At 62.9% G+C, this 19,498-nt stretch carries 22 protein-coding genes; 12 read left to right on the forward strand and 10 right to left on the reverse strand.

The genetic code is table 11. The annotated features are described in order from the left end of the window. Window positions 1–61: 61 nt before the first annotated feature. Entirely contained in the window at window positions 62–415 is a 354-nt protein-coding gene (locus tag M511_RS02590) for a GFA family protein (RefSeq protein WP_085501281.1), read from the forward strand. Here M511_RS02590 and moaA read toward each other — a convergent pair. Further along, on the reverse strand, window positions 412–1,419 hold the full coding sequence (gene moaA, locus M511_RS02595) for a GTP 3',8-cyclase MoaA (protein WP_085501282.1): 1,008 nt from the start codon (window positions 1,417–1,419) through the stop codon (window positions 412–414). The genes M511_RS02590 and moaA overlap by 4 nt on opposite strands. Before the next feature lie 144 nt (window positions 1,420–1,563). Here moaA and M511_RS02600 point away from each other — a divergent pair, with 144 nt between their 5' ends. Beyond that, window positions 1,564–2,100: a hypothetical protein gene (locus M511_RS02600; RefSeq protein ID WP_040601670.1), complete on the forward strand. Its 537-nt coding sequence runs from the start codon at window positions 1,564–1,566 to the stop codon at window positions 2,098–2,100. Between the two features lie 3 nt (window positions 2,101–2,103). Here M511_RS02600 and M511_RS02605 read toward each other — a convergent pair whose 3' ends face one another. From M511_RS02605 to glmU, 3 genes are read right to left on the reverse strand one after another with little or no spacing between them, the layout of a single operon-like run. Then, entirely contained in the window at window positions 2,104–2,793 is a 690-nt protein-coding gene (locus M511_RS02605) for a DNA alkylation repair protein (RefSeq protein WP_010392966.1), read from the reverse strand. Window positions 2,794–2,826: 33 nt separating this feature from the next. Continuing rightward, window positions 2,827–4,644 (reverse strand): glutamine--fructose-6-phosphate transaminase (isomerizing), encoded by a 1,818-nt coding sequence (gene glmS / locus M511_RS02610; protein WP_085501283.1) that lies wholly within the window; start codon window positions 4,642–4,644, stop codon window positions 2,827–2,829. 3 nt (window positions 4,645–4,647) lie between these two features. Beyond that, a complete protein-coding gene (glmU, locus tag M511_RS02615) occupies window positions 4,648–5,988 on the reverse strand; it encodes a bifunctional UDP-N-acetylglucosamine diphosphorylase/glucosamine-1-phosphate N-acetyltransferase GlmU (RefSeq protein WP_085501284.1) in 1,341 nt (446 codons plus the stop codon). Window positions 5,989–6,091: 103 nt separating this feature from the next. Here glmU and M511_RS02620 point away from each other — a divergent pair, with 103 nt between their 5' ends. Beyond that, the gene (locus tag M511_RS02620) at window positions 6,092–6,766 is read left to right on the forward strand and encodes an HAD-IA family hydrolase (protein ID WP_010392974.1); all 675 of its coding nucleotides are present in this window, start codon (window positions 6,092–6,094) and stop codon (window positions 6,764–6,766) included. 70 nt (window positions 6,767–6,836) lie between these two features. On the opposite strand, the gene bfr is transcribed toward M511_RS02620, so the two are convergent. Then, a complete protein-coding gene (bfr, locus tag M511_RS02625) occupies window positions 6,837–7,322 on the reverse strand; it encodes a bacterioferritin (RefSeq protein WP_010392976.1) in 486 nt (161 codons plus the stop codon). Further along, window positions 7,270–7,560: a (2Fe-2S)-binding protein gene (locus tag M511_RS02630; protein WP_010392978.1), complete on the reverse strand. Its 291-nt coding sequence runs from the start codon at window positions 7,558–7,560 to the stop codon at window positions 7,270–7,272. The genes bfr and M511_RS02630 overlap by 53 nt, the downstream gene beginning before the upstream one ends. 121 nt (window positions 7,561–7,681) lie before the next feature. Between M511_RS02630 and queA the strand changes: the two genes are divergently transcribed. From queA to lpdA, 4 genes are read left to right on the forward strand one after another with little or no spacing between them, the layout of a single operon-like run. After that, window positions 7,682–8,737 carry a tRNA preQ1(34) S-adenosylmethionine ribosyltransferase-isomerase QueA gene (gene queA / locus M511_RS02635; protein WP_010392980.1) on the forward strand — a complete coding sequence of 352 codons (1,056 nt, stop codon included), beginning with the start codon at window positions 7,682–7,684 and terminating at the stop codon, window positions 8,735–8,737. Further along, window positions 8,737–9,981, forward strand: a complete 1,245-nt coding sequence (locus M511_RS02640; RefSeq protein WP_010392981.1) for an MFS transporter — start codon at window positions 8,737–8,739, stop codon at window positions 9,979–9,981. Before queA ends, M511_RS02640 begins: the two co-directional genes overlap by 1 nt. A 58-nt stretch (window positions 9,982–10,039) precedes the next feature. Continuing rightward, on the forward strand, window positions 10,040–10,621 hold the full coding sequence (locus M511_RS02645) for a DUF924 family protein (RefSeq protein WP_010392982.1): 582 nt from the start codon (window positions 10,040–10,042) through the stop codon (window positions 10,619–10,621). Window positions 10,622–10,666: 45 nt separating this feature from the next. Further along, window positions 10,667–12,058: a dihydrolipoyl dehydrogenase gene (gene lpdA, locus M511_RS02650; RefSeq protein WP_085501285.1), complete on the forward strand. Its 1,392-nt coding sequence runs from the start codon at window positions 10,667–10,669 to the stop codon at window positions 12,056–12,058. An 87-nt stretch (window positions 12,059–12,145) separates the two neighbouring features. Here the strand turns inward: lpdA and M511_RS02655 are convergent, their stop codons facing one another. The 4 genes from M511_RS02655 to M511_RS02670 all read right to left on the reverse strand — a co-directional run bounded on the left by M511_RS02655 (window position 12,146) and on the right by M511_RS02670 (window position 15,541). Then, complete coding sequence (locus tag M511_RS02655) at window positions 12,146–13,315, reverse strand: M20 aminoacylase family protein (RefSeq protein ID WP_085501286.1); 1,170 nt, start codon at window positions 13,313–13,315, stop codon at window positions 12,146–12,148. Window positions 13,316–13,390: 75 nt separating this feature from the next. Beyond that, on the reverse strand, window positions 13,391–14,035 hold the full coding sequence (locus tag M511_RS02660; protein WP_010392986.1) for a thiamine diphosphokinase: 645 nt from the start codon (window positions 14,033–14,035) through the stop codon (window positions 13,391–13,393). Continuing rightward, window positions 14,032–14,244 (reverse strand): DUF2842 domain-containing protein, encoded by a 213-nt coding sequence (locus M511_RS02665; RefSeq protein ID WP_010392987.1) that lies wholly within the window; start codon window positions 14,242–14,244, stop codon window positions 14,032–14,034. The genes M511_RS02660 and M511_RS02665 overlap by 4 nt, the downstream gene beginning before the upstream one ends. Before the next feature lie 4 nt (window positions 14,245–14,248). Next, window positions 14,249–15,541, reverse strand: coding sequence for an adenylosuccinate synthase (locus tag M511_RS02670; protein WP_010392988.1), 1,293 nt, complete (start codon window positions 15,539–15,541; stop codon window positions 14,249–14,251). A gap of 199 nt (window positions 15,542–15,740) precedes the next feature. Here M511_RS02670 and M511_RS02675 point away from each other — a divergent pair, with 199 nt between their 5' ends. From M511_RS02675 to ureC, 5 genes are read left to right on the forward strand one after another with little or no spacing between them, the layout of a single operon-like run. Next, window positions 15,741–16,547, forward strand: a complete 807-nt coding sequence (locus M511_RS02675; protein WP_085501287.1) for an urease accessory protein UreD — start codon at window positions 15,741–15,743, stop codon at window positions 16,545–16,547. 13 nt (window positions 16,548–16,560) lie between these two features. Next, window positions 16,561–16,863, forward strand: a complete 303-nt coding sequence (locus M511_RS02680) for an urease subunit gamma (protein ID WP_085501288.1) — start codon at window positions 16,561–16,563, stop codon at window positions 16,861–16,863. Between the two features lie 9 nt (window positions 16,864–16,872). Then, complete coding sequence (locus M511_RS02685) at window positions 16,873–17,421, forward strand: HupE/UreJ family protein (protein ID WP_085501289.1); 549 nt, start codon at window positions 16,873–16,875, stop codon at window positions 17,419–17,421. Next, window positions 17,418–17,726 (forward strand): urease subunit beta, encoded by a 309-nt coding sequence (locus tag M511_RS02690; protein WP_010392995.1) that lies wholly within the window; start codon window positions 17,418–17,420, stop codon window positions 17,724–17,726. The genes M511_RS02685 and M511_RS02690 overlap by 4 nt, the downstream gene beginning before the upstream one ends. Window positions 17,727–17,736: 10 nt before the next feature. After that, a complete protein-coding gene (gene ureC / locus M511_RS02695; RefSeq protein ID WP_085501290.1) occupies window positions 17,737–19,437 on the forward strand; it encodes an urease subunit alpha in 1,701 nt (566 codons plus the stop codon). Window positions 19,438–19,498 lie beyond the last annotated feature (61 nt).

Genomic DNA, 19,498 nt, shown 5'->3' on the forward strand with positions numbered 1-19,498 from the left:
CACTTGCGTCCCAAGGCAACCATGCCTCATCCTTGGTCATGAGTCGAAAGCGGAGGTGACCATGACCCGTCAGCATTACACGGGTGGATGCCAGTGCGGTGCGATTAGCTATAAGGTCGATGCCGATCTGGAACGGACCTTCACATGCAATTGCTCACGCTGCAAACGGATGGGGTTTGTCCTGACCTTTGTTTCCAGGGAGGACTTTCATCTGGTCAACGACGGGCCGGTGACAGAGTATCTGTTCAATCGCCAGCAGATCCACCACCGCTTCTGCCCAACCTGCGGAGTCGAGGCCTATGCCTTTGGCAAGGGGCCCGATGGAAGCGATGTGGTGGCGGTAAATGTGAATTGCCTCGATGGAATCAACCCGCGCGCGCTGGCCAGCCAGGCGGTGGACGGAGCCAGCTACTAACCGCCCGTATGGCTCATATAGCGGCTGACCCGGCCCGACACATGTCGCCGGGAATAGTCGAAATCATGACCTTCAGGCTTGCGCGCAATCGCTTCGCGAATGGCGGTGCGCAACGCATCGTCCTCTGCGCTGGCGCGCAGGGGTGCACGCAGATCCGCCCGGTCTTCTTGTCCAAGACACATGAACAGCTCGCCCGTGCAGGTGACCCGGACACGGTTGCAGCTTTCGCAGAAATTATGGGTCAGCGGCGTGATGAAACCGACCTTTTGCCCGCTCTCTTCAAGGCGGACATAGCGCGCCGGCCCCCCGGTGCGTTCGGCCAGAGGCGTCAGCGTAAAACGCGTGGCCAGCCGGTCACGCAGCTCCGACAACGCCCAATACTGGTCCAGCCGCTGCGCATCACCCATCTCACCCATCGGCATGACCTCAATGAAGGTCAGGTCGTGGTCATGTTCGGCACACCAATCTATCAGCGGGAAAAGCTCATCTTCATTAAAGCCTTTTAGCGCCACCGTGTTGATCTTGACGCGAAGGCCCGCCGCTTTCGCGGCCTCGATCCCCTCCAGCACCTGCGGCAATCTGCCCCAGCGGGTGATCTGTGAAAAGCGGTCCTTGTCCAGCGTATCAAGCGAAACGTTGACCCGCCGGACCCCGCATTCGGCCAGTTCGTCGGCGAAACGCGCCAACTGGCTGCCGTTGGTGGTCAGTGTCATCTCATCAAGCCCCGCCCCCAAATGGCGCGACATGGCACGAAAGAATTCCATGATATTGCGCCGCACCAGCGGCTCACCACCCGTAACCCGCAGCTTGCGCACACCAAGCCCGACAAAGGCGGAACAGAGGCGATCCAGCTCTTCAAGCGTCAGCAGATCGCGCTTGGGCAGGAACTGCATATGCTCGGCCATGCAATAAGTGCAGCGAAAATCGCAACGATCCGTCACCGACACCCGAAGATAGGTGATCGGCCTGGCAAAAGGGTCTGTCAGCGGGGCCTGAGCGTCCATTGCTTAAAGATAAGGCTGGGCTTGCATCGGCACAAGCCAGCCGATCCGTTAATATTGTCATAACCACGAGTTGAAGCTCGGGTGGACATGCAGGGTCGCGCGGGGCTAGCCTTCTCTTCGGACAATGAGGACGAGGAACTGCCGATGACCAGGCCGATCATGCTGTTTTCGGGCGCGCTGGCGCTGCTGGTGCTGACTGCCTGCACCCAGCCATCGCAAACACAAAACGCGCCTAAGGCCGAGGTGATCGACCCCGCGACCGGCCAGCCGGTAATTGCGGGCCCCGATCTGACCGGAACGGCGCCGCGCACGCCGGGCAAGACCATCACTACAGCTGCCCGCCCCTCGCCCGCAGCGCGCACCGCGGCAGAGTTCGACACCACGACACGTGAGCAAAAGGCAGCCGCCGCAGCCCCGCCCGCAGCGGCCGAGCGTCGGCTGGGTGCCACGGTCGCCTCGCTTGGCGACCCGTCGCAGCCGGGCTTCTGGATCAAGACACCGCTGGCGAAATCCGAAGCTGATGGCCGTATCGTAAACCCCGAAAACGGCAAATCCGCGAAAGTGCGGCTGATCCCGCTTGGTGGTCCGGCCAGTGGCGGCAGTCAGGTTTCGCTGCCCGCGCTACAACTGATCGGCGTCAGCCTGACCGATCTGCCCACCATCGAGGTTTACGGGAACTGACGCCTAAGGGTGGCTGTTGCGATTTTCGGGCAGCCAGCGCCCCGCCTCACGCCGAGCAAAGGGTTTCAGCCGCCCCCCATTGGCCGCGAGCCAGTCGCGGACGCACTGCGGATCGTGTTTCGAATGATCGCGCAGCCACCAGCCGATAGCTTTCTGAATGAACCACTCCCGGTCATCAGCAAGCTTTTCCAGCCAGGTCAGCACCCTATCACGACGGGCCAGATCGTCCGCTTTGGGATTCCGAATCGACGTCCAGGGCAAAGTCCCGACAAGCGCTGCGCGCCGGACCCAGAAACCGGGGGCTTCGAGCCATGTCTCGACCTCATCCAGGCGCGCCGGATCAGAGATCAGCCGGCGGGAACCCGCTTTCATAGCGTGATCGGCGATGGCCCAGGCGTCGAACTGCGGCACCCAGCTGGCAATCAGCCGCCAGACCTCGTCATCGGGGCGAATACGGGCCTGGGTCAGCAGCTTTGCCGCTGCGATCCGTGCCTCATGCACATTGCTGTCCCAAAGGTGACGGGCGAGTTCTATCCGACCAGGCAGATCCAGCCCTGCACGCCACCCCCGCGCCAGTTCGTCGATCACAGGGACGGCGACGCCCAGATAGGGACGGGGCGCCTTGTGATAGGCGGCCATCCCGGCCGCCTTTCCGGGGTCGCCCAATGCCTTCAGCTCGTCCAGTTCCCGCATCTTTCCCTGCGCTAAAATGGTCCCTGCTGCCCTTTACTCGACCGTCACCGATTTTGCGAGATTGCGCGGCTGGTCCACATCGGTCCCCTTGGCGACCGCCGTGTGATAGGCAAGATACTGCATCGGGACCGCATATAGGATCGGCTGAAACAGCCCGCCGCCCTCGGGCATGGCAAGGCTCGCGCGCACGCCGTGGCCGGCGGCGGAAATCCCCTCTGCGTCCGAGATCAGCAGCACCTGACCATGACGCGCCATTACCTCTTGCATGTTCGAGACAGTCTTATCGAAAAGCCCGTCACGCGGTGCCAGCACCACCACCGGCACGTTGCGGTCGATCAGCGCGATCGGCCCATGCTTGAGCTCACCCGAGGCGTAACCTTCGGCATGGATATAGCTGAGCTCCTTGAGCTTCAGCGCCCCTTCGAGCGCCACGGGATAAAGCGGGCCGCGGCCGAGATACAGCACGTCCTGTGCCTCAGAGAGCCAGCCAGCAAGGCGGCGGCATTCGTCACTGATTCCAAGCGCCTGCTGCAACAGCCCCGGCAAAGCCCGCAGGTCAGCGAGATGGCCAGCCAGTTCAGCCTCGGTCATCCGCCCGCGATCCACTGCCGCCTTGAGCGCCAGGATTGCCAAGACCGCAAGCTGGCAGGTAAAAGCCTTGGAAGAGGCCACGCCGACCTCAATCCCCGCCAGCGTCGGCAAGGCAATATCGGCGTCGCGCGCGATAGCCGAGGTACCGACGTTTACCACACCCACGGTCTGCGCAACCTTGCCGCGCGCATAATGCAATGCGGCCAGCGTATCGGCGGTTTCACCCGACTGGCTGACAAAGATCGCCCAGCTTTCCGGCGAAAGCGGCGGTTCGCGATAGCGGAATTCGGACGCTACATCCAGATCGCAAGGCAGACCGGCGAGGCTTTCAAACCAATAGCGCGCTACATGCGCGGCATAAGAGGCCGTGCCACAGGCGACGAGCGTCAGGCGGTCAACGGCACTGAAATCCAGTGCCTCGGGCAACATGATCCGGTCGCCCTTGATATAGTGGTTCAAAGCATCGGCCAGCACGACAGGCTGTTCGGCGACCTCTTTGGCCATGAAATGGCGGTAGCCGCCTTTGTCGATCTGGGTCGCGCCGACGTCGATCTGCTGGATTTCGCGATTGGCAGGCCAACCCTCGGCATCAAAGATCTCGGCCCCCGAGCGGCGGATGATGACGTGATCGCCATCCTCAAGATAGGTGATCCGGTCGGTAAAGGGCGCAAGCGCGATGGCGTCCGAGCCAAGAAACATCTCACCCTTGCCATGGCCGACGGCAAGCGGGCTACCCTTGCGCGCCCCGATCATCAGATCGGTCTCGCCCTCAAACAGAAAGGCCAGAGCAAAAGCACCGTGCAGCCGTGCGAGGGTGGCGCGCGCGGCCTCGATCGGGTCAAGGCCCTGCCCCAGATGCCAGGCAGTCAGCAGCACCACGGTTTCGGTGTCAGTTTCGGATTCCGGCTGAAGCCCAAGCCGCGTCACCTCATCGCGCAGTTCACGAAAATTCTCAATGATGCCGTTATGAACCACCGCAACCGGGCCGCTAAGATGGGGGTGCGCGTTTGCCTCGGTCGCGGCGCCATGGGTGGCCCAGCGCGTGTGGCCAATGCCGGCATGACCGGGCAGCGGCAGATGAACCAGGCGGTCCGACAGGTTCACCAGCTTGCCGACCGCGCGCCGCCGATCCAGCCGACCGTCGTCATCCACGGTGGCGACGCCGGCACTATCATAGCCGCGATACTCCAGCCTCTTCAGTGCCTCGACCAGTTGGGGCGAGACCTGATGGTTGCCCAGAATTCCGATAATGCCACACATGGATCAATTTCCCTTCTTTTGCCGCAGGGCCTGCATCAGTCGCGCGGCAAGACCCGGTTTCATCACTTGCCGGGCGCGGCCCAGCGCCAGAGCGTCGTCCGGCACATCCTGCGTAATGACCGAACCCGAGCCGGTCATCGCCCGAGCCCCTACCCGCACCGGTGCGACCAGCATCGTATCCGAGCCGATGAAGGCATTGGCCCCGATTTCAGTCCGATGCTTGGAAACGCCGTCATAATTGCAGGTCACGGTGCCGGCACCGATATTCGTACCTTCGCCGACATAGGCATCGCCCAGATAGGTCAGATGACCGACCTTGACCCCTTCGTCGAGCACCGAGTTCTTGATCTCGACGAAGTTGCCGACGTGCACATCGCCACCCAGCTCGGCGCCGGGCCTCAGCCGCGCAAAGGGGCCAACCGTGGCACCTGCGCTGACATGGCAACCTTCGAGGTGGCAAAATGGCAGGATCTCGGCCCCGCTTTCGATCGTCACGCCGGGGCCAAAAACAACGTTCTGGCCGATGATGGCATCGCGGCCGACGTACGTATCAAGTGCGAACCAGACCGTGTCGGGATCAATCAGGGTCACGCCGCTCTCCATCGCCTGCGCGCGCGCGCGGGTCTGAAACACCGCCTCGGCCCGGGCCAGTTCGGCGCGGGTGTTGATGCCCAAAGTCTCTGCCTCATCACAGGTGACCACCTCGACCCGATGGCTGGCGGCGCGGGCCAGTTCCGGAATGTCGGTCAGGTAATATTCACCGGCTGCGTTCTGATTGCCGATACGGGGCAGGAATTCACGCAATAGCGCCGCATCCGCCGCCAGAACGCCCGAGTTGACCAGCCGGATCGCCCGCGTAGCTTCATCGGCGTCCTTGTATTCGACGATACGCTCCAGCCCCTCAGGACCGGTAACCAGGCGGCCATAGCGCCCGGGATCTGCAGCTTCGAACCCCAGCACCACCACATCGGCGGGATGCGAGGCCAGTCGCGACAATGTTTCCTCTCCGATGAAGGGCGTGTCGCCGTAAAGGACGATCACCCTGCCATCGAACCCGTCAAGCAGCGGCATGGCCTGGCTGACGGCATGAGCCGTGCCGAGTTGTTCTTCTTGCAGCGCGATGCGTGCCTCGGGCTCAAGACGCGTAACCGCCTTGCGAACAGCTTCGGCACCGTGACCGGCAACAACGACCACCGCCTGGGGTTCAAGCGTCCGGCCAGCGGCCAGCGCATGACCGACCAGCGGTACACCTCCCAACCGGTGCAGAACCTTGGGCAGATCCGATTGCATCCGGCTGCCCTGCCCGGCAGCAAGGACGATCAGGGCTACGGGTTTATCGGTCATCTCTGCCTCTTGCCTGTTCCTTATCCCTCCGCAGCGTTCTACCTAGAGGACGTGAGGCGCGAAAGGCCCTGACAGATCACACATTTTGACGGAAGGTTACAGCATGGCAGGAACGGTGGTCTTTGATCTGGACGGAACGCTGGCCGATACCTCGGGCGATCTGATCGCCGCGGCCAATGCCTGTTTTCAGGCGCGCGGCCTTGGAGCACTGCTGGACCCGGTCCGCGATGCGCTGATCGCCTTCCACGGCGGGCGCGCGATGCTGCGCGCCGGTTACGCAAGGCTGCCCGCCGATATGCTGTTGCCGCCCGGCGCCGAGGATGAGGATTATCCTCGCCTGCTGACCCATTACGGCGATGCGATCGCGGTCCATACCCGGCTTTATCCGGGAACCGAGGCTGCTCTGGACCGTCTGGCAGCCGCTGGGCGCCAGCTCGCGGTCTGCACCAACAAACCCGCCGCGCTGGCCGAAACCCTGCTGCGCGAACTTGGTATCCGTGATCGTTTCGCCGCTCTGATCGGCGCCGATACGCTGCCTGTGCGCAAGCCCGACCCACGCCCTTATGCCGCAGCGGTCGAGGCCTCGGGCGGCGAGGTGGCGCGCTCCTTCCTGGTTGGCGATACCGAAACCGACCGCAAGACCGCCGCTGCGGCTGGCGTCCGGGTGGCGCTGGTCGCCTTTGGTCCCGAGGGCGAGGGACTGCGCCGCCTTGCCCCCGAGGCGCTGCTTGCGCATTTCGACGACCTGCCGCCGCTTGCCGCCGAGTGGCTGGACTAGTCCCGCAAACGGAAAAAGGGGCCATATTGGCCCCCTGATCCACAGATTTTCCGTGAGATTACACTGACGCTTATTCCGCCTCGCTGGCGGGCTTGGCGTTGAGCTGACCGTAATTCTGTGCCCCGATCTCTTCGTAAAGACCAAGTTGGGTTTCCAGAAAATCGATATGCCCTTCTTCGTCCGCCAGCAGCTCGTCGAAAAGGCTTCTGCTGACGTAGTCACCGACTTTGTCGCAATACTGCCGCGCCTCAATATAAAGAGTGCGGGCGTCATGTTCGGCAGCCAGATCGGATTCCAGCGTTTCCTTGAGGTTCTGACCAATCCGAAGCGGATCAAGCTTTTGCAGATTCGGATGGCCTTCAAGAAAGATGATTCGCTGAATCAGGCGATCAGCGTGATGCATTTCCTCAATGGATTCCGCGCGGGACTTGTCGGCGATCTTACCATAGCCCCAGTCCTCTTGCAGACGATAATGCAGCCAGTACTGGCTGACGGCGGTAAGTTCAGACCGCAGCGCTGCGTTGAGATACTCGATGACCTTTGCGTCGCCCTTCATGGCTTACCCCTGTGCGATTAACCTTCAGCCCCCTCAGGATAGGAGGCACGGCCAGATTATCGCATCCGCGCATGGTGTCCAGAAACAAAGGCATACAACCGCCGCAATCAGCGCGCTTGCCAAGGGCGTGGTAGATCTTGCCGGGGGTGATGATAGTCTGCGGGTCAGCCGCACGCATCCAGTCGATAGCGGCTTTGATATCGTGGTCCGAAATCTGGGTGCAGTGACAGACGATCATTTACTCACCTCGGGTCTTCGAAAACTTACCCATTTCCTCAGATAAGTAAAGCCTGAGTTTTTCTCTTTGTGATAGTACCCCGGCTTGACGCCCCCCGATACCCCGGACACAAGCTAAGCCCATGAAGCTGGACGATTTCGACTTTCACCTGCCCGAGACCCTGATCGCGACGCGCCCGGCAAGGCCGCGCACTTCGGCACGCCTGCTGCTGGCGCAGGGTGATTCGATTCGTGATCTGCATGTGCGCGATCTGACCGACCTTTTGCAGCCGGGCGACTTGCTGGTGCTGAACGACACCAAAGTCATTCCGGCGCGCTTGACCGGCCAGCGCACGCGCCAGACCCCGCAAGGCGAGGCGATTGCCAAAATCGAGGTCACGCTGCTGGAACCTGGGGCAAAGGGATGGAAGGCGCTTGCCAAGCCCCTGCGCAAGCTGAAGCAAGGCGAGGTGATCCGCTTTGGCGAGACCCTGTCCGCCGAGGTCGCCGGGATCGAGGGCGGAGAGCTGACCCTGCGCTTTGACGCCTCGGGCGAGGCGTTTGACGAGGCACTCGCACAAGTCGGCGCGATGCCGCTGCCACCCTATATCGCCTCGCTGCGCGCCCCGGACGAAGCGGACCGCGAGGATTACCAGACCGTCTGGGCCCGTCATTCAGGCGCGGTTGCCGCCCCGACCGCCAGCCTGCATTTCGACCGTGAGCTGCTTGAAAAACTGCAGGCCAAAGGTGTGCGCTTTGCCCATGTCACGCTGCATGTCGGCGCGGGAACCTTCCTGCCCGTCAAGGTCGAAGACGTCACCACCCACAAGATGCACGGCGAATGGGGCGAGGTCACGGCCCAGGCCGCCGCCGCGATCAACGACACCCACAATGCCGGCGGACGGGTGATCCCGGTCGGCACCACGGCGCTGCGCCTGATCGAGACCGCCGCCGATGAAACAGGCCACGTCCAGCCGTTTCAGGGCGTTACCGAAATCTTCATCTATCCGGGTTATCGCTTCCGTGTGACGGATGCGCTGATGACCAATTTTCACCTGCCGAAATCGACCCTCCTGATGCTTGTCAGTGCCCTGATGGGGCAGGACCGCATACGGGGGATCTATCGCCATGCCGTGGAATCGGGCTATCGCTTCTTTAGCTACGGCGATGCCTCGTTACTGATACCAAAGGATCCGTGATGCTGACCGTCCTGCGCACCACCTGGCCGTTGCTTCTGGGCATCCTGCTGCTGATGGTCGGGAATGGTATGCAGGGCACCCTTCTCGGTATTCGCGGCAATATCGAGGGGATATCAACCACTGAAATGTCAGTTGTGATGTCGGCCTATTTCGGCGGCTTCCTGCTTGGCTCACGCGTGGTGCCCGAACTGATCCGCAATGTCGGCCATGTGCGGGTCTTTGCCGCGCTTGGCTCAATGATCTCTTCGGTGCTGATCCTTTATGCCGCAGCGCCGCATTGGATCGCATGGGCACTGATGCGTCTGTTGATCGGATTCTGCTTCTCGGGGGTGTATATCACCGCGGAAAGCTGGCTGAACGCCGGAACCACCAACGAGAACCGCGGCCAGGCCATGTCGGCCTATATGATCATGCAGATGCTGGGAATCATCTCGGCCCAGCTTCTGATGAATGCTGCCGACCCGGCGGGATACCTGCTGTTCGTAATCCCCTCGGTTCTGGTCAGCGTCTCGTTCCTGCCGATCCTGCTGTCCACCCAACCCGCGCCGCAATTTTCGACGCTGAAACGGATGAGCTTTGGCAGCCTGTTTCGCGTCTCTCCGCTGGGCTGCATCGGTATCTTTCTTATGGGCGGGGTATTCTCGGCGCTGTTCGGAATGGCCTCGGTCTGGGGCTCGACCAAGGGCCTGACGGTACGCGAAATCTCGGCCTTCGTTGCCGCCATCTATATCGGCGGGCTGCTGCTGCAATATCCCATCGGCTGGCTTTCTGACCATGGCGACCGGCGCTTTATCGTGCTTGGCCTCTCGGCCCTTGGCGCGGCGGTCAGTATTGCTACCGTGGCGCTGCAACCGGGAATCTGGGGCCTGCTGATCGCGGCAGCGTTGATCGGGGGCGTCGCCAATCCGGTCTATTCGTTGCTTCTTGCCTATACGAACGATTTTCTGGACAACAGCGATATGGCAGCGGCCTCGGCCGGGCTTCTTTTTATCAACGGCATCGGCGCAATGGCCGGACCGCTGATTACCGGCTGGCTGATGGCAATGCTGGGACCGGACGGGTTCTGGGTCTATATCGGCCTGCTCCTTGCCGCCCTGACCTTCTATGCGGGCTGGCGCCGCACCCGCCGCCCGACCCCGATGCAGGATCAAAGCTTTGCCATCATCGCACCCTCGGCCACCCCCGTCGCGGTCGAGGCAGCGCTTGAGACCGCAAGTTCTGACGACAGCGACAAAGCGGACTGACGGGGTTGCGGCCAGCGCCCGGCTTTGCAACCATCCCTGAAAACCGGAGAGCAAGGCCATGACCAACACCGCGACCCCTCAAGAGATCAACCGCTTCTGGATTGACGAGGTGGGCGATAAAGGCTGGTACGCCCGCTCGGATGCGCTGGACGATACCATCCGCACGCGCTTTCTTTCGCTATGGGAAACGGCCGCCGATCTGGTCCCGGACTGGACCACGACGCCCGAGGGTGCTTTGGCTGCCCTGATCCTGACCGACCAGTTCCCGCGCAACATGTTTCGCGAGGACCCGCGCGCATTTGCAACCGACGCCCTGGCGCTCAAGACCGCGGATGCGGCCATCGCCCAAGGCTTCGACCTGCAGATCCAGCCGCCGGCACGACAGTTCTTCTACCTGCCATTTGAGCACTCCGAGGAATTGATCAATCAGCACCGCGCGGTTGAGCTGTTCCGCGAATTCATGCCCGGCGAGAACCTGCGCCACGCCGAACTGCATCGCGATACGATCGCAAAGTTCGGCCGCTTTCCATGGCGAAACGCCGCGCTCGGACGAACCCCGACAGAGGCGGAAATCCGCGTGATGGAGGCGGGCGGCTACGGCGCGCTTGTCTCGGGCAAGCTGTCGCTTGCTGACGTTTAAAAAATGGTTTAACGCTGAACTATCTTTTCTGATAGGGGGACATCCATGGCGCAGAGCTTCGACATGGTGGTGATCGGTTCCGGCCCTGGCGGCTATGTCTGCGCCATTCGCGGCGCGCAGCTGGGGCTGAAAGTGGCCTGCATCGAGCGCGAGCATCTGGGCGGCATCTGCCTGAACTGGGGCTGTATCCCGACCAAGGCGCTTCTGCGTTCGGCCGAGGTCTTTCACCTCATGCATCGCGCCAAGGAATTCGGGCTCTCGGCGGACAAGATCGGCTATGATCTCAGCGCGGTGGTGCAGCGTTCGCGCGGCGTGGCCAAACAGCTTGCCGGCGGTGTCGGCCACCTGCTGAAAAAGAACAAGGTCACTGTGATCATGGGCGAGGCCTCGCTGACCGCCCCCGGCAAGATCAGCGTCAAGACCGACAAGGGGACCGAAGAAGTTATCGCAAAATCCATCGTTCTGGCGACCGGCGCCCGCGCCCGCGAGCTGCCGGGACTCGAACCCGACGGCGATCTGGTCTGGAACTACAAACACGCACTGCAACCGCCGCGCATGCCGGAAAAGCTTCTGGTCATCGGCTCAGGCGCAATCGGCATTGAATTTGCCAGCTTCTTCAACACGCTAGGCGCGGACACCACGGTGGTCGAGGTAATGGACCGCGTTCTGCCGGTCGAGGATGCCGAAATCTCGGCGCTCGCCAAAAAGCAGTTCATCAAGCAAGGCATGAAGATCATGGAAAAGGCGACGGTCAAGAAACTCGACCGCGCCAAAGGCAAGGTCACCGCCCATATCGAGACCGGCGGCAAGACCGAGACGCAGGAGTTCGATACGGTCATCTCGGCAGTCGGCATCGTTGGCAATGTCGAAAACCTGGGGCTGGAAAAGCTGGGGGGCAAAATCGACCGGACCCATGTCGTCACCGACGAATATTGCCGCACCGGTGTCGAGGGGCTTTACGCCATCGGCGACGTGGCGGGCGCGCCGTGGCTTGCACATAAAGCCAGCCACGAGGGCGTGATGGTGGCCGAGCTTATCGCGGGCGGCCACCCCCACCCGATCAAGCCGAACTCGATCCCCGGCTGCACCTATTGCAACCCGCAGATCGCCAGTGTGGGCCTGACCGAGGAAAAGGCCAAGGCCGCAGGCTACGAAGTCAAGGTCGGCCGCTTCCCCTTCATCGGCAACGGCAAGGCTATCGCCCTTGGCGAACCCGAGGGCCTCATCAAGACAGTTTTCGACGCCAGGACCGGCGAGCTTCTGGGCGCCCATATGGTCGGCGCCGAGGTGACCGAGCTGATCCAGGGCTACGTCGTCGGCCGCACGCTCGAAACGACCGAGGCTGAGCTGATGGAGACGGTTTTCCCGCACCCGACGCTCTCGGAGATGATGCACGAGGCCACACTATCGGCCTATGGCCGCGCCATCCACTTCTGAACGGCAAAGGGGGTCCAAAGGCCCCCTTCTTCTTTCGTGATCAAATATCCTCGGGGGTCCGGGGGCAGACGGCCCCCGGCACGACAGTTACCCTTGGATCGGCATCCGCGCCTCGGCCATGCCGGCATACCAGCTTGACCCGGCCGGGATGGCATTGTCGTCAAAATCATAGGCGGGGTGATGGACCATGGCAGTGTCCCCATTGCCCAGAAAGATATAGGCCCCCGGGCGTTCGTTCAGCATATAGCTGAAATCTTCGCCTGCCATCAGCGGCAGCATGTCCATATTCACATCGCCCGCGATCTGCCGCGCAACTTCGGCTGCATGGCCTGTAGCCTCGGGGTGGTTCATGGTAATCGGATAGCCGCGCTCATACTCCACCTCGGCACGTGCGCCAAAGGCGGCGGCGGTGTGGGCAGCAACCTCCCGCACCCGCTCCTCGATCTGGTCGCGCACCTCGGGATCAAGGGTACGGGCCGTGCCTTTCAGCATGACCACCTGCGGGATAACGTTATGCGCCGTCGAGTCGGTCTGGACGACACAAACCGAGACCACGCCACTTTTCAGCGGATCGACATTGCGCGACACGATGGATTGCAACGCCACGATGATATGCGCCGCGACCAGAGTCGTATCAATCGCCTCATGCGGCTTGGCTGCGTGGCCACCCTTGCCGGTAACCGTGATCTCGAACTGATCAGCGGCAGCCATCATCGCACCTTCACGAATGGCAAAAGCGCCGACCGGATAGCCGGGCATATTGTGCATGCCATAAAATTCCTGAATGCTCCAGCGATCAACCAGACCATCCTGAACCATGGCAAGACCGCCAGCACCACCCTCTTCGGCGGGCTGGAAGATAACCACGGCGGTACCGTCGAAATTGCGCGTCTCGGCCAGGTATTTCGCGGCACCCAGCAGCATGGCGGTATGGCCGTCATGGCCGCAGGCATGCATGACACCAGGCGTTTTTGAGGCATATTCCGCCCCGGTTTTTTCATGAATCGGCAGCGCATCCATATCCGCGCGCAGGCCGATCACGCGACCGCTCGTGTTGCTGCGCCCCTTGATGACGCCGACGACGCCGGTACGGCCGATCCCTTCGACCACCTCGTCCAGACCAAAGCTGCGCAGCAGTTCCGCGACCCGGCCCGCGGTGCGATGCACAGCGTAATCCAACTCGGGGTTCTCATGGAAATCGCGGCGCCACGCGGTGATTTCCGGCAAGAGTTCTGCAAAGCGGTTCTTGACTGGCATGATATCTCTCCTTCACCTGCGAGGTTGGCGCTTTTGCCAAGGGTGTGCAAGGCTTGGTCCGGCGCCAGCAGCCTGTTAAAGCGCGGTCGTAAGTATTTGCAGGCACTCGCGCGGCAGAATAAGTAACATCTGCCCCTCGCAGGTAAGCTCGACAGCTCCGTCAGCCTGGTTCGAGGTCCCGACCCGGGTGCCGGGCGCGAACTCCACCCCCCCGATCGGCCACCTGAGCCCGCGTGAAGTTCCCCGCGCCGGGCCCATCGGGAAAAGCGACACCCGCGTCGCGGGCGGCAGATCCAGCCTCAGTCGTGAGGGCAGGCGCACAATCACATCCTCGCCCGCGATCAGCAGGCACGGCGGGCCGATACCGCGGGCGATCACGCTCAGCGCCGCAAGGAAATGATCCTGACGCGCACCTGAAAACCCGACCGCGACCACAAAGGGCGCATCCAGGCGCTGCAGGCATTTTTCGAAATCGGTGCTGTCTTGCTCGGCGACGGGATGCTGGTTCTCGGCAGGGATTTCGGCACGGGCACGGGCCGAAATGCTGTCGAAATCACCCCAGACCGCCGCCGGGATCAGCCCATGGCTCAGCGCGGTATCAGCACCGCTGTCAGCGGCAGCGACCACCGGGGCAACCGCCAGTGCCTGATCCAGATCAGCACGGCTGACCGGCGCGCCGCCGATCAGCGTGACCGGACAGGCGCTCGACAGCCTGTTCATTCGTCCTTGCCGATGCCGGTAAAGACCTTGCGAAAAGGCAAGGCCCAGAGGATCCCCAGACCCACATAGACCGCCAGCTCGATCAGGATCGGCTGGCGCCCCCAGGTCCGGTCCATCCAGTTCACCAGCGTCACCGCCACGACGATATACAGCGGCAGCCCGACCAGCAGGATGACCAGAGACCAGAGTTTGCGCGTCCTCAGATCCATCTTTTCAATCGGCGAAGGGATCGGTCACAAGGATGGTATCGTCCCGCTCGGGCGAGGTCGAAAGCAGCGCCACCGGGCACTGGATCAGCTCTTCGATGCGGCGAACGTATTTGATCGCATTCGCGGGCAGATCAGCCCAGCTGCGCGCACCTTGGGTCGATTCCTCCCAGCCCTCCATCTCTTCGTATATCGGCTTGGCGCGGGCCTGCAGGGCGGCAGCGGTGGGCAGATGGTCGTAATGCTGGCCATCGACGTCATAGCCGGTGCAGATCTTCAGCGTTTCGAAACCGTCCAGCACGTCCAGCTTGGTCAGCGCAATGCCGTTCACGCCCGAGATGGCGCAGGTCTGGCGCACCAGAACCGCATCAAACCAGCCGCAGCGGCGTTTGCGGCCAGTGACGGTGCCGAATTCATGGCCTCTCTCGCCCAGACGCTGACCGTCGGCATCCTCCAGCTCGGTCGGAAAGGGACCTTCGCCGACGCGCGTCGTATAGGCCTTGACGATCCCCAGCACAAAGCCGATCGCCGAGGGGCCAAGCCCGGTGCCGCTGGCCGCCATGCCCGACATGGTGGTCGAACTGGTGACATAGGGATAGGTGCCGAAGTCGATGTCGAGAAGGCTGCCCTGAGCACCCTCGAACAGGATGCGTTTGCCCGATTTGCGGGCATCGTTCATCACCTTCCAGACCGGCTGCGCGTATTGCAAAAGCTTTGGCGCGATTTCAAGCAGCCTGGCGCGCAGCTCGGCCCGGTCGATGGGGGCCGCGCCCAGGCCCTGACGCAGCGCGTCATGATGGGCCAGCAGGCGGTCAAGGCGGGAATCCAGCGTCTCTTCATCGCCCAGATCGGCGACACGGATGCTGCGACGGCCAACCTTGTCCTCATAGGCCGGGCCGATGCCGCGACCGGTAGTGCCGATCTTCGAGGCACCAGCGGCCTCTTCGCGCAGCTTGTCAAGGTCCTGATGCAGCGGCAGGATCAGCGGAGTGTTCTCGGCGATCATCAGGTTCTCGGGGCTGATCTCGACGCCTTGACCGGCAAGCTTGTCGATCTCGGCGAACAGGGACCAGGGATCCAGCACCACGCCGTTACCGATCACTGCCGTCTTGCCCTTGCGCACGATGCCCGAAGGCAGCAGCGACAGTTTGAAAACCTGATTGCCAATAACCAGCGTGTGGCCGGCATTGTGGCCGCCCTGAAAGCGCGCGATCACATCGGCGCGCTCCGACAGCCAGTCAACGATCTTGCCCTTGCCTTCGTCGCCCCACTGCGCGCCGACGACCACCACATTGGCCATTGTGCTATCCCCTTGCGGTCATTGAATGCCGCAAACCGTATAATGGCCGAAGCCACGCGGGGAAAGCGCATTCCGCCTTGCCTGCAAATTCGCCAGATTGCCCGCATTTCGCGCAGAAACGGGATCATGCTGGCAAAACTGGTCCGTTTTCTTGCACTCATCACCCGCCTTTGCCGATGCTTCGGGCAAAGAGGCCCCGATGTTGCATCAGACGATCCCCTGCCAGTTGCCCCGCGCACAAGGCCAGATTCGCGCAGACTTCGCCCTTGGCGGCGGCACGACGCGGCTTGCGCGGCTGCATCAGTCAGGCAGCGCCCGGGCCATGTTGCCCCCGGCAGCAGGTTGCGAGCTGGTGCTGCTGAACACCTCGGGGGGGCTGACCGGCGGCGACCGGATCGAGATCTCCGTCACTCAGGGGCCCGGCACACAACTGGTCGTAACGACTCAGACGGCAGAGCGCGCCTATCGCTCGGTCACCGGTCGGGCGCGGGTCAGCGCGCACTATACGGTTGCTGATGGGGCTCATCTGGACCTGTTGCCGCAAGAGACGATCCTTTTCGATCGTGCCGCGCTTGTCCGTGAACAAGAGGTGACGTTGACCGGCTCGGCAACCTGCCTTTGGGCCGAGGTGCTGATCCTTGGCCGCGCCGCCATGGGCGAAACCGTGACCCGTCTGGATCTTAGCGACCGCCGCCGCATCAGCCGTGACGGACGTCCGGTCTTTGTCGAAAACCTGCGCCTGACCGACCGGGCACTGGCCGCAACCGGCCCGGCGATGCTGGGGGGCTGCCGCGCCTTTGCCACGCTGGTTCTGGTCGCCCCCGATGCCGCTGACCGGCTGGAACGCGCGCGCCTGGCAATGGGTCCAGAGGGCGCCGCCAGCGCCTTTGACGGCAAACTTGTGGCACGGCTGATGGCCCCCGACGGGTGGGAGCTGCGTCAGGCGCTGATGCGTCTGATCCGGGCGATCCGGCCCGGCCCCCTGCCCCGCGTCTGGCAAAGCTGAAGGAACCCCCAGGATGAACCTGAGCCCCCGCGAAAAGGAAAAGCTGCTGATCTCGGTCGCCGCCATGGTGGCGCGCGCCAGGTTGACCCGCGGCGTCAAACTGAACCACCCCGAGGCAATCGCGCTGATCTCGGATTTCGTGGTCGAGGGCGCGCGCGACGGCCGTTCGGTCGCCGATCTGATGGAGGCCGGAGCCCATGTCATCACCCGCGATCAATGCATGGAGGGCATCGCCGAGATGATCCACGCCGTGCAGGTCGAGGCCACATTCCCGGACGGCACCAAGCTTGTCACCGTCCATAACCCCATCCGCTGAGAGGCTGCCATGAAACGTGTTCTTCCCCTGCTGCTGATGCCGACCGCGGCGCTGGCCCATCCCGGTCATGCCGGCCATGTCTCGCCCTTTGCGGCTGGCTGGGCGCATCCCCTGGGCGGAACCGATCACGTGCTGGCTATGGTGGCGGTTGGGCTTTGGGCTACAACCGCACGCGATCCGCGCGGTATCTGGGCGCTGCCTCTTGCCTTTGTCGGGGCGATGGTCGCGGGCGGCGCGCTGGGGGCGGCGGGGATCGCCCTGCCCGCGGTCGAGCCGATGATCCTGGCCTCGTCAATCATCCTGGGGCTGGCCGTGGCGCTGGCCCTGCGCCCGTCGCTGACCTTTGCCCTGCCTGTCGTGGCACTGTTCGGGTTGATGCACGGCCATGCCCATGGTGCCGAGGGACCGGCGTCGGGTCTTGTCGCCTATGCAGCAGGCTTTGTGCTGGCAACAACGGCGCTGCATCTGGCCGGCATCGGCCTTGGCCGGCTGGGGGCAAGCCGGTTTCTTGGCGCGGCCACGACGGCGGCGGGCGTCGCGCTGGCGGTGATGCCATGATCCCGGGCGAGATCTTTCCGGCCGGGGGCGAGATCACGCTGAACGCCGACCGTCAGGCGATCACGCTGATGGTCGCCAATACCGGCGACCGCCCGGTACAGGTCGGCAGTCACTTCCATTTCGCCGAAACCAATCCCGGCCTCGACTTTGATCGCACGGCGGCACGGGGCATGCGTCTGGATATCGCTTCGGGGACTGCTGTCAGGTTCGAACCCGGCCAGCGCCGCGAGGTGCGGCTGATCCCGCTTGCCGGCCGGCGCGAGGTCCATGGCTTCAACAGCGCGGTCATGGGCCCGCTGGATTAGAGAGGATATCATGGCGCTTACCATTTCCCGCCGCGATTATGCGCAGATGTACGGCCCGACTACCGGCGACCGTCTGCGTCTGGGCGACACCGATATCATCATCGAGGTCGAGCGCGACCTGACCATCTATGGCGAAGAGGTCAAATTCGGCGGCGGCAAGGTGATCCGCGACGGCATGGGGCAAAGTCAGGCCAGCCGCGCCGATGGCGCCATGGACACCGTCATCACAAATGCGCTGATTCTTGACCATTCGGGCATCTACAAGGCCGATATCGGGCTGCGCGACGGTCGCATTCACGGCATCGGCAAGGCCGGCAACCCCGACACCCAGCCCGGGGTGACCCTTGTGATCGGACCGGGCACCGAGATCATCGCGGCCGAAGGGCGCATCGTCACTGCTGGCGGCATGGACGCCCACGTCCACCTGATCTGTCCCCAGCAGGTCGAGGACGCGATCGCCTCGGGCATCACCACCATGCTGGGCGGGGGAACGGGGCCCGCACACGGCACCCTTGCCACCACCTGCACCCCGGGTCCTTGGCATATCCGGCACATGCTGATGGCGATGGATTCGGTGCCGGTAAACATGCTGATCTCGGGCAAGGGGAACGCCTCACGCCCAGAGGCGCTTGAGGAAATGGTCCGCGCCGGGGCGGCGACGCTGAAACTGCACGAAGATTGGGGCACCACCCCCGCCGCCATCGACTGCTGCCTGACCGTCGCCGATGCCATGGATGTGCAGGTCACGATCCATACCGATACGCTGAACGAATCAGGCTTTGTCGAACATACGCTGGCGGCGATCAAAGGCCGCACCATCCACGCGTTCCATACCGAGGGCGCGGGGGGCGGCCATGCGCCAGATATCATCCGGCTGGTCGGCGCGCCGAATGTCATTCCCAGCTCGACCAACCCGACCCGGCCCTTTACCGCCAATACGGTCGAAGAGCATCTCGACATGCTGATGGTCTGCCATCACCTCGACAAGCGCGTGCCCGAGGATGTGGCCTTTGCCGAAAGCCGCATCCGCCGCGAAACCATCGCGGCCGAGGATATCCTGCACGATATGGGCGCCTTCTCGGTGATCTCGTCCGATAGCCAGGCCATGGGCCGGGTGGGCGAGGTCGTCAGCCGGACCTGGCAGACCGCGCATAAGATGAAGCTGCAACGCGGCCGTCTTGACGAGGAAACCAGCCAGAACGACAACCTTCGCGCCCGGCGCTATGTGGCCAAATACACCATCAATCCCGCCATCGCCCATGGCATCGCACATGAAATTGGCAGTATCGAGTCAGGCAAGCGCGCCGATCTGGTGCTTTGGGATCCCGCCATGTTTGGCGCCAAACCCGAGATGGTGCTGATCGGAGGCATGATCGCATGGGCGCAGATGGGCGACCCGAACGGCTCGATCCCTGTGCAACCCATGTATATGCGGCCCATGTGGGGGGCGATGGGCCGGGCACGCCATGCCTCGGGCGTCACCTTCGTCAGTCAGGCCGGGCTTGATGCCGGTTGCGCCAAAGACATGCAAAAATCCGTCGTCGCCATCCGCCACACGCGCGGCATCGGCAAGGCCGACATGCGGCTGAACGACGCGACCCCTGAAATCGAGGTCGATCCCGAAACCTATGAGGTGCGCGCCAATGGCGAATTGCTGGTCTGCCAGACTGTCACAGAGCTGCCACTGGCGCAGAGATATTTCCTTTTCTGAGAACCCTTTACCTCGCCGCTGCAATGCAGCATTGCAAAAGACGCCATGGCCATGAACGCAA

The sequence above is a fragment of the Paracoccus sp. J56 genome (assembly GCF_019633685.1).
GTDB classification, from domain to species: domain Bacteria; phylum Pseudomonadota; class Alphaproteobacteria; order Rhodobacterales; family Rhodobacteraceae; genus Paracoccus; species Paracoccus kondratievae.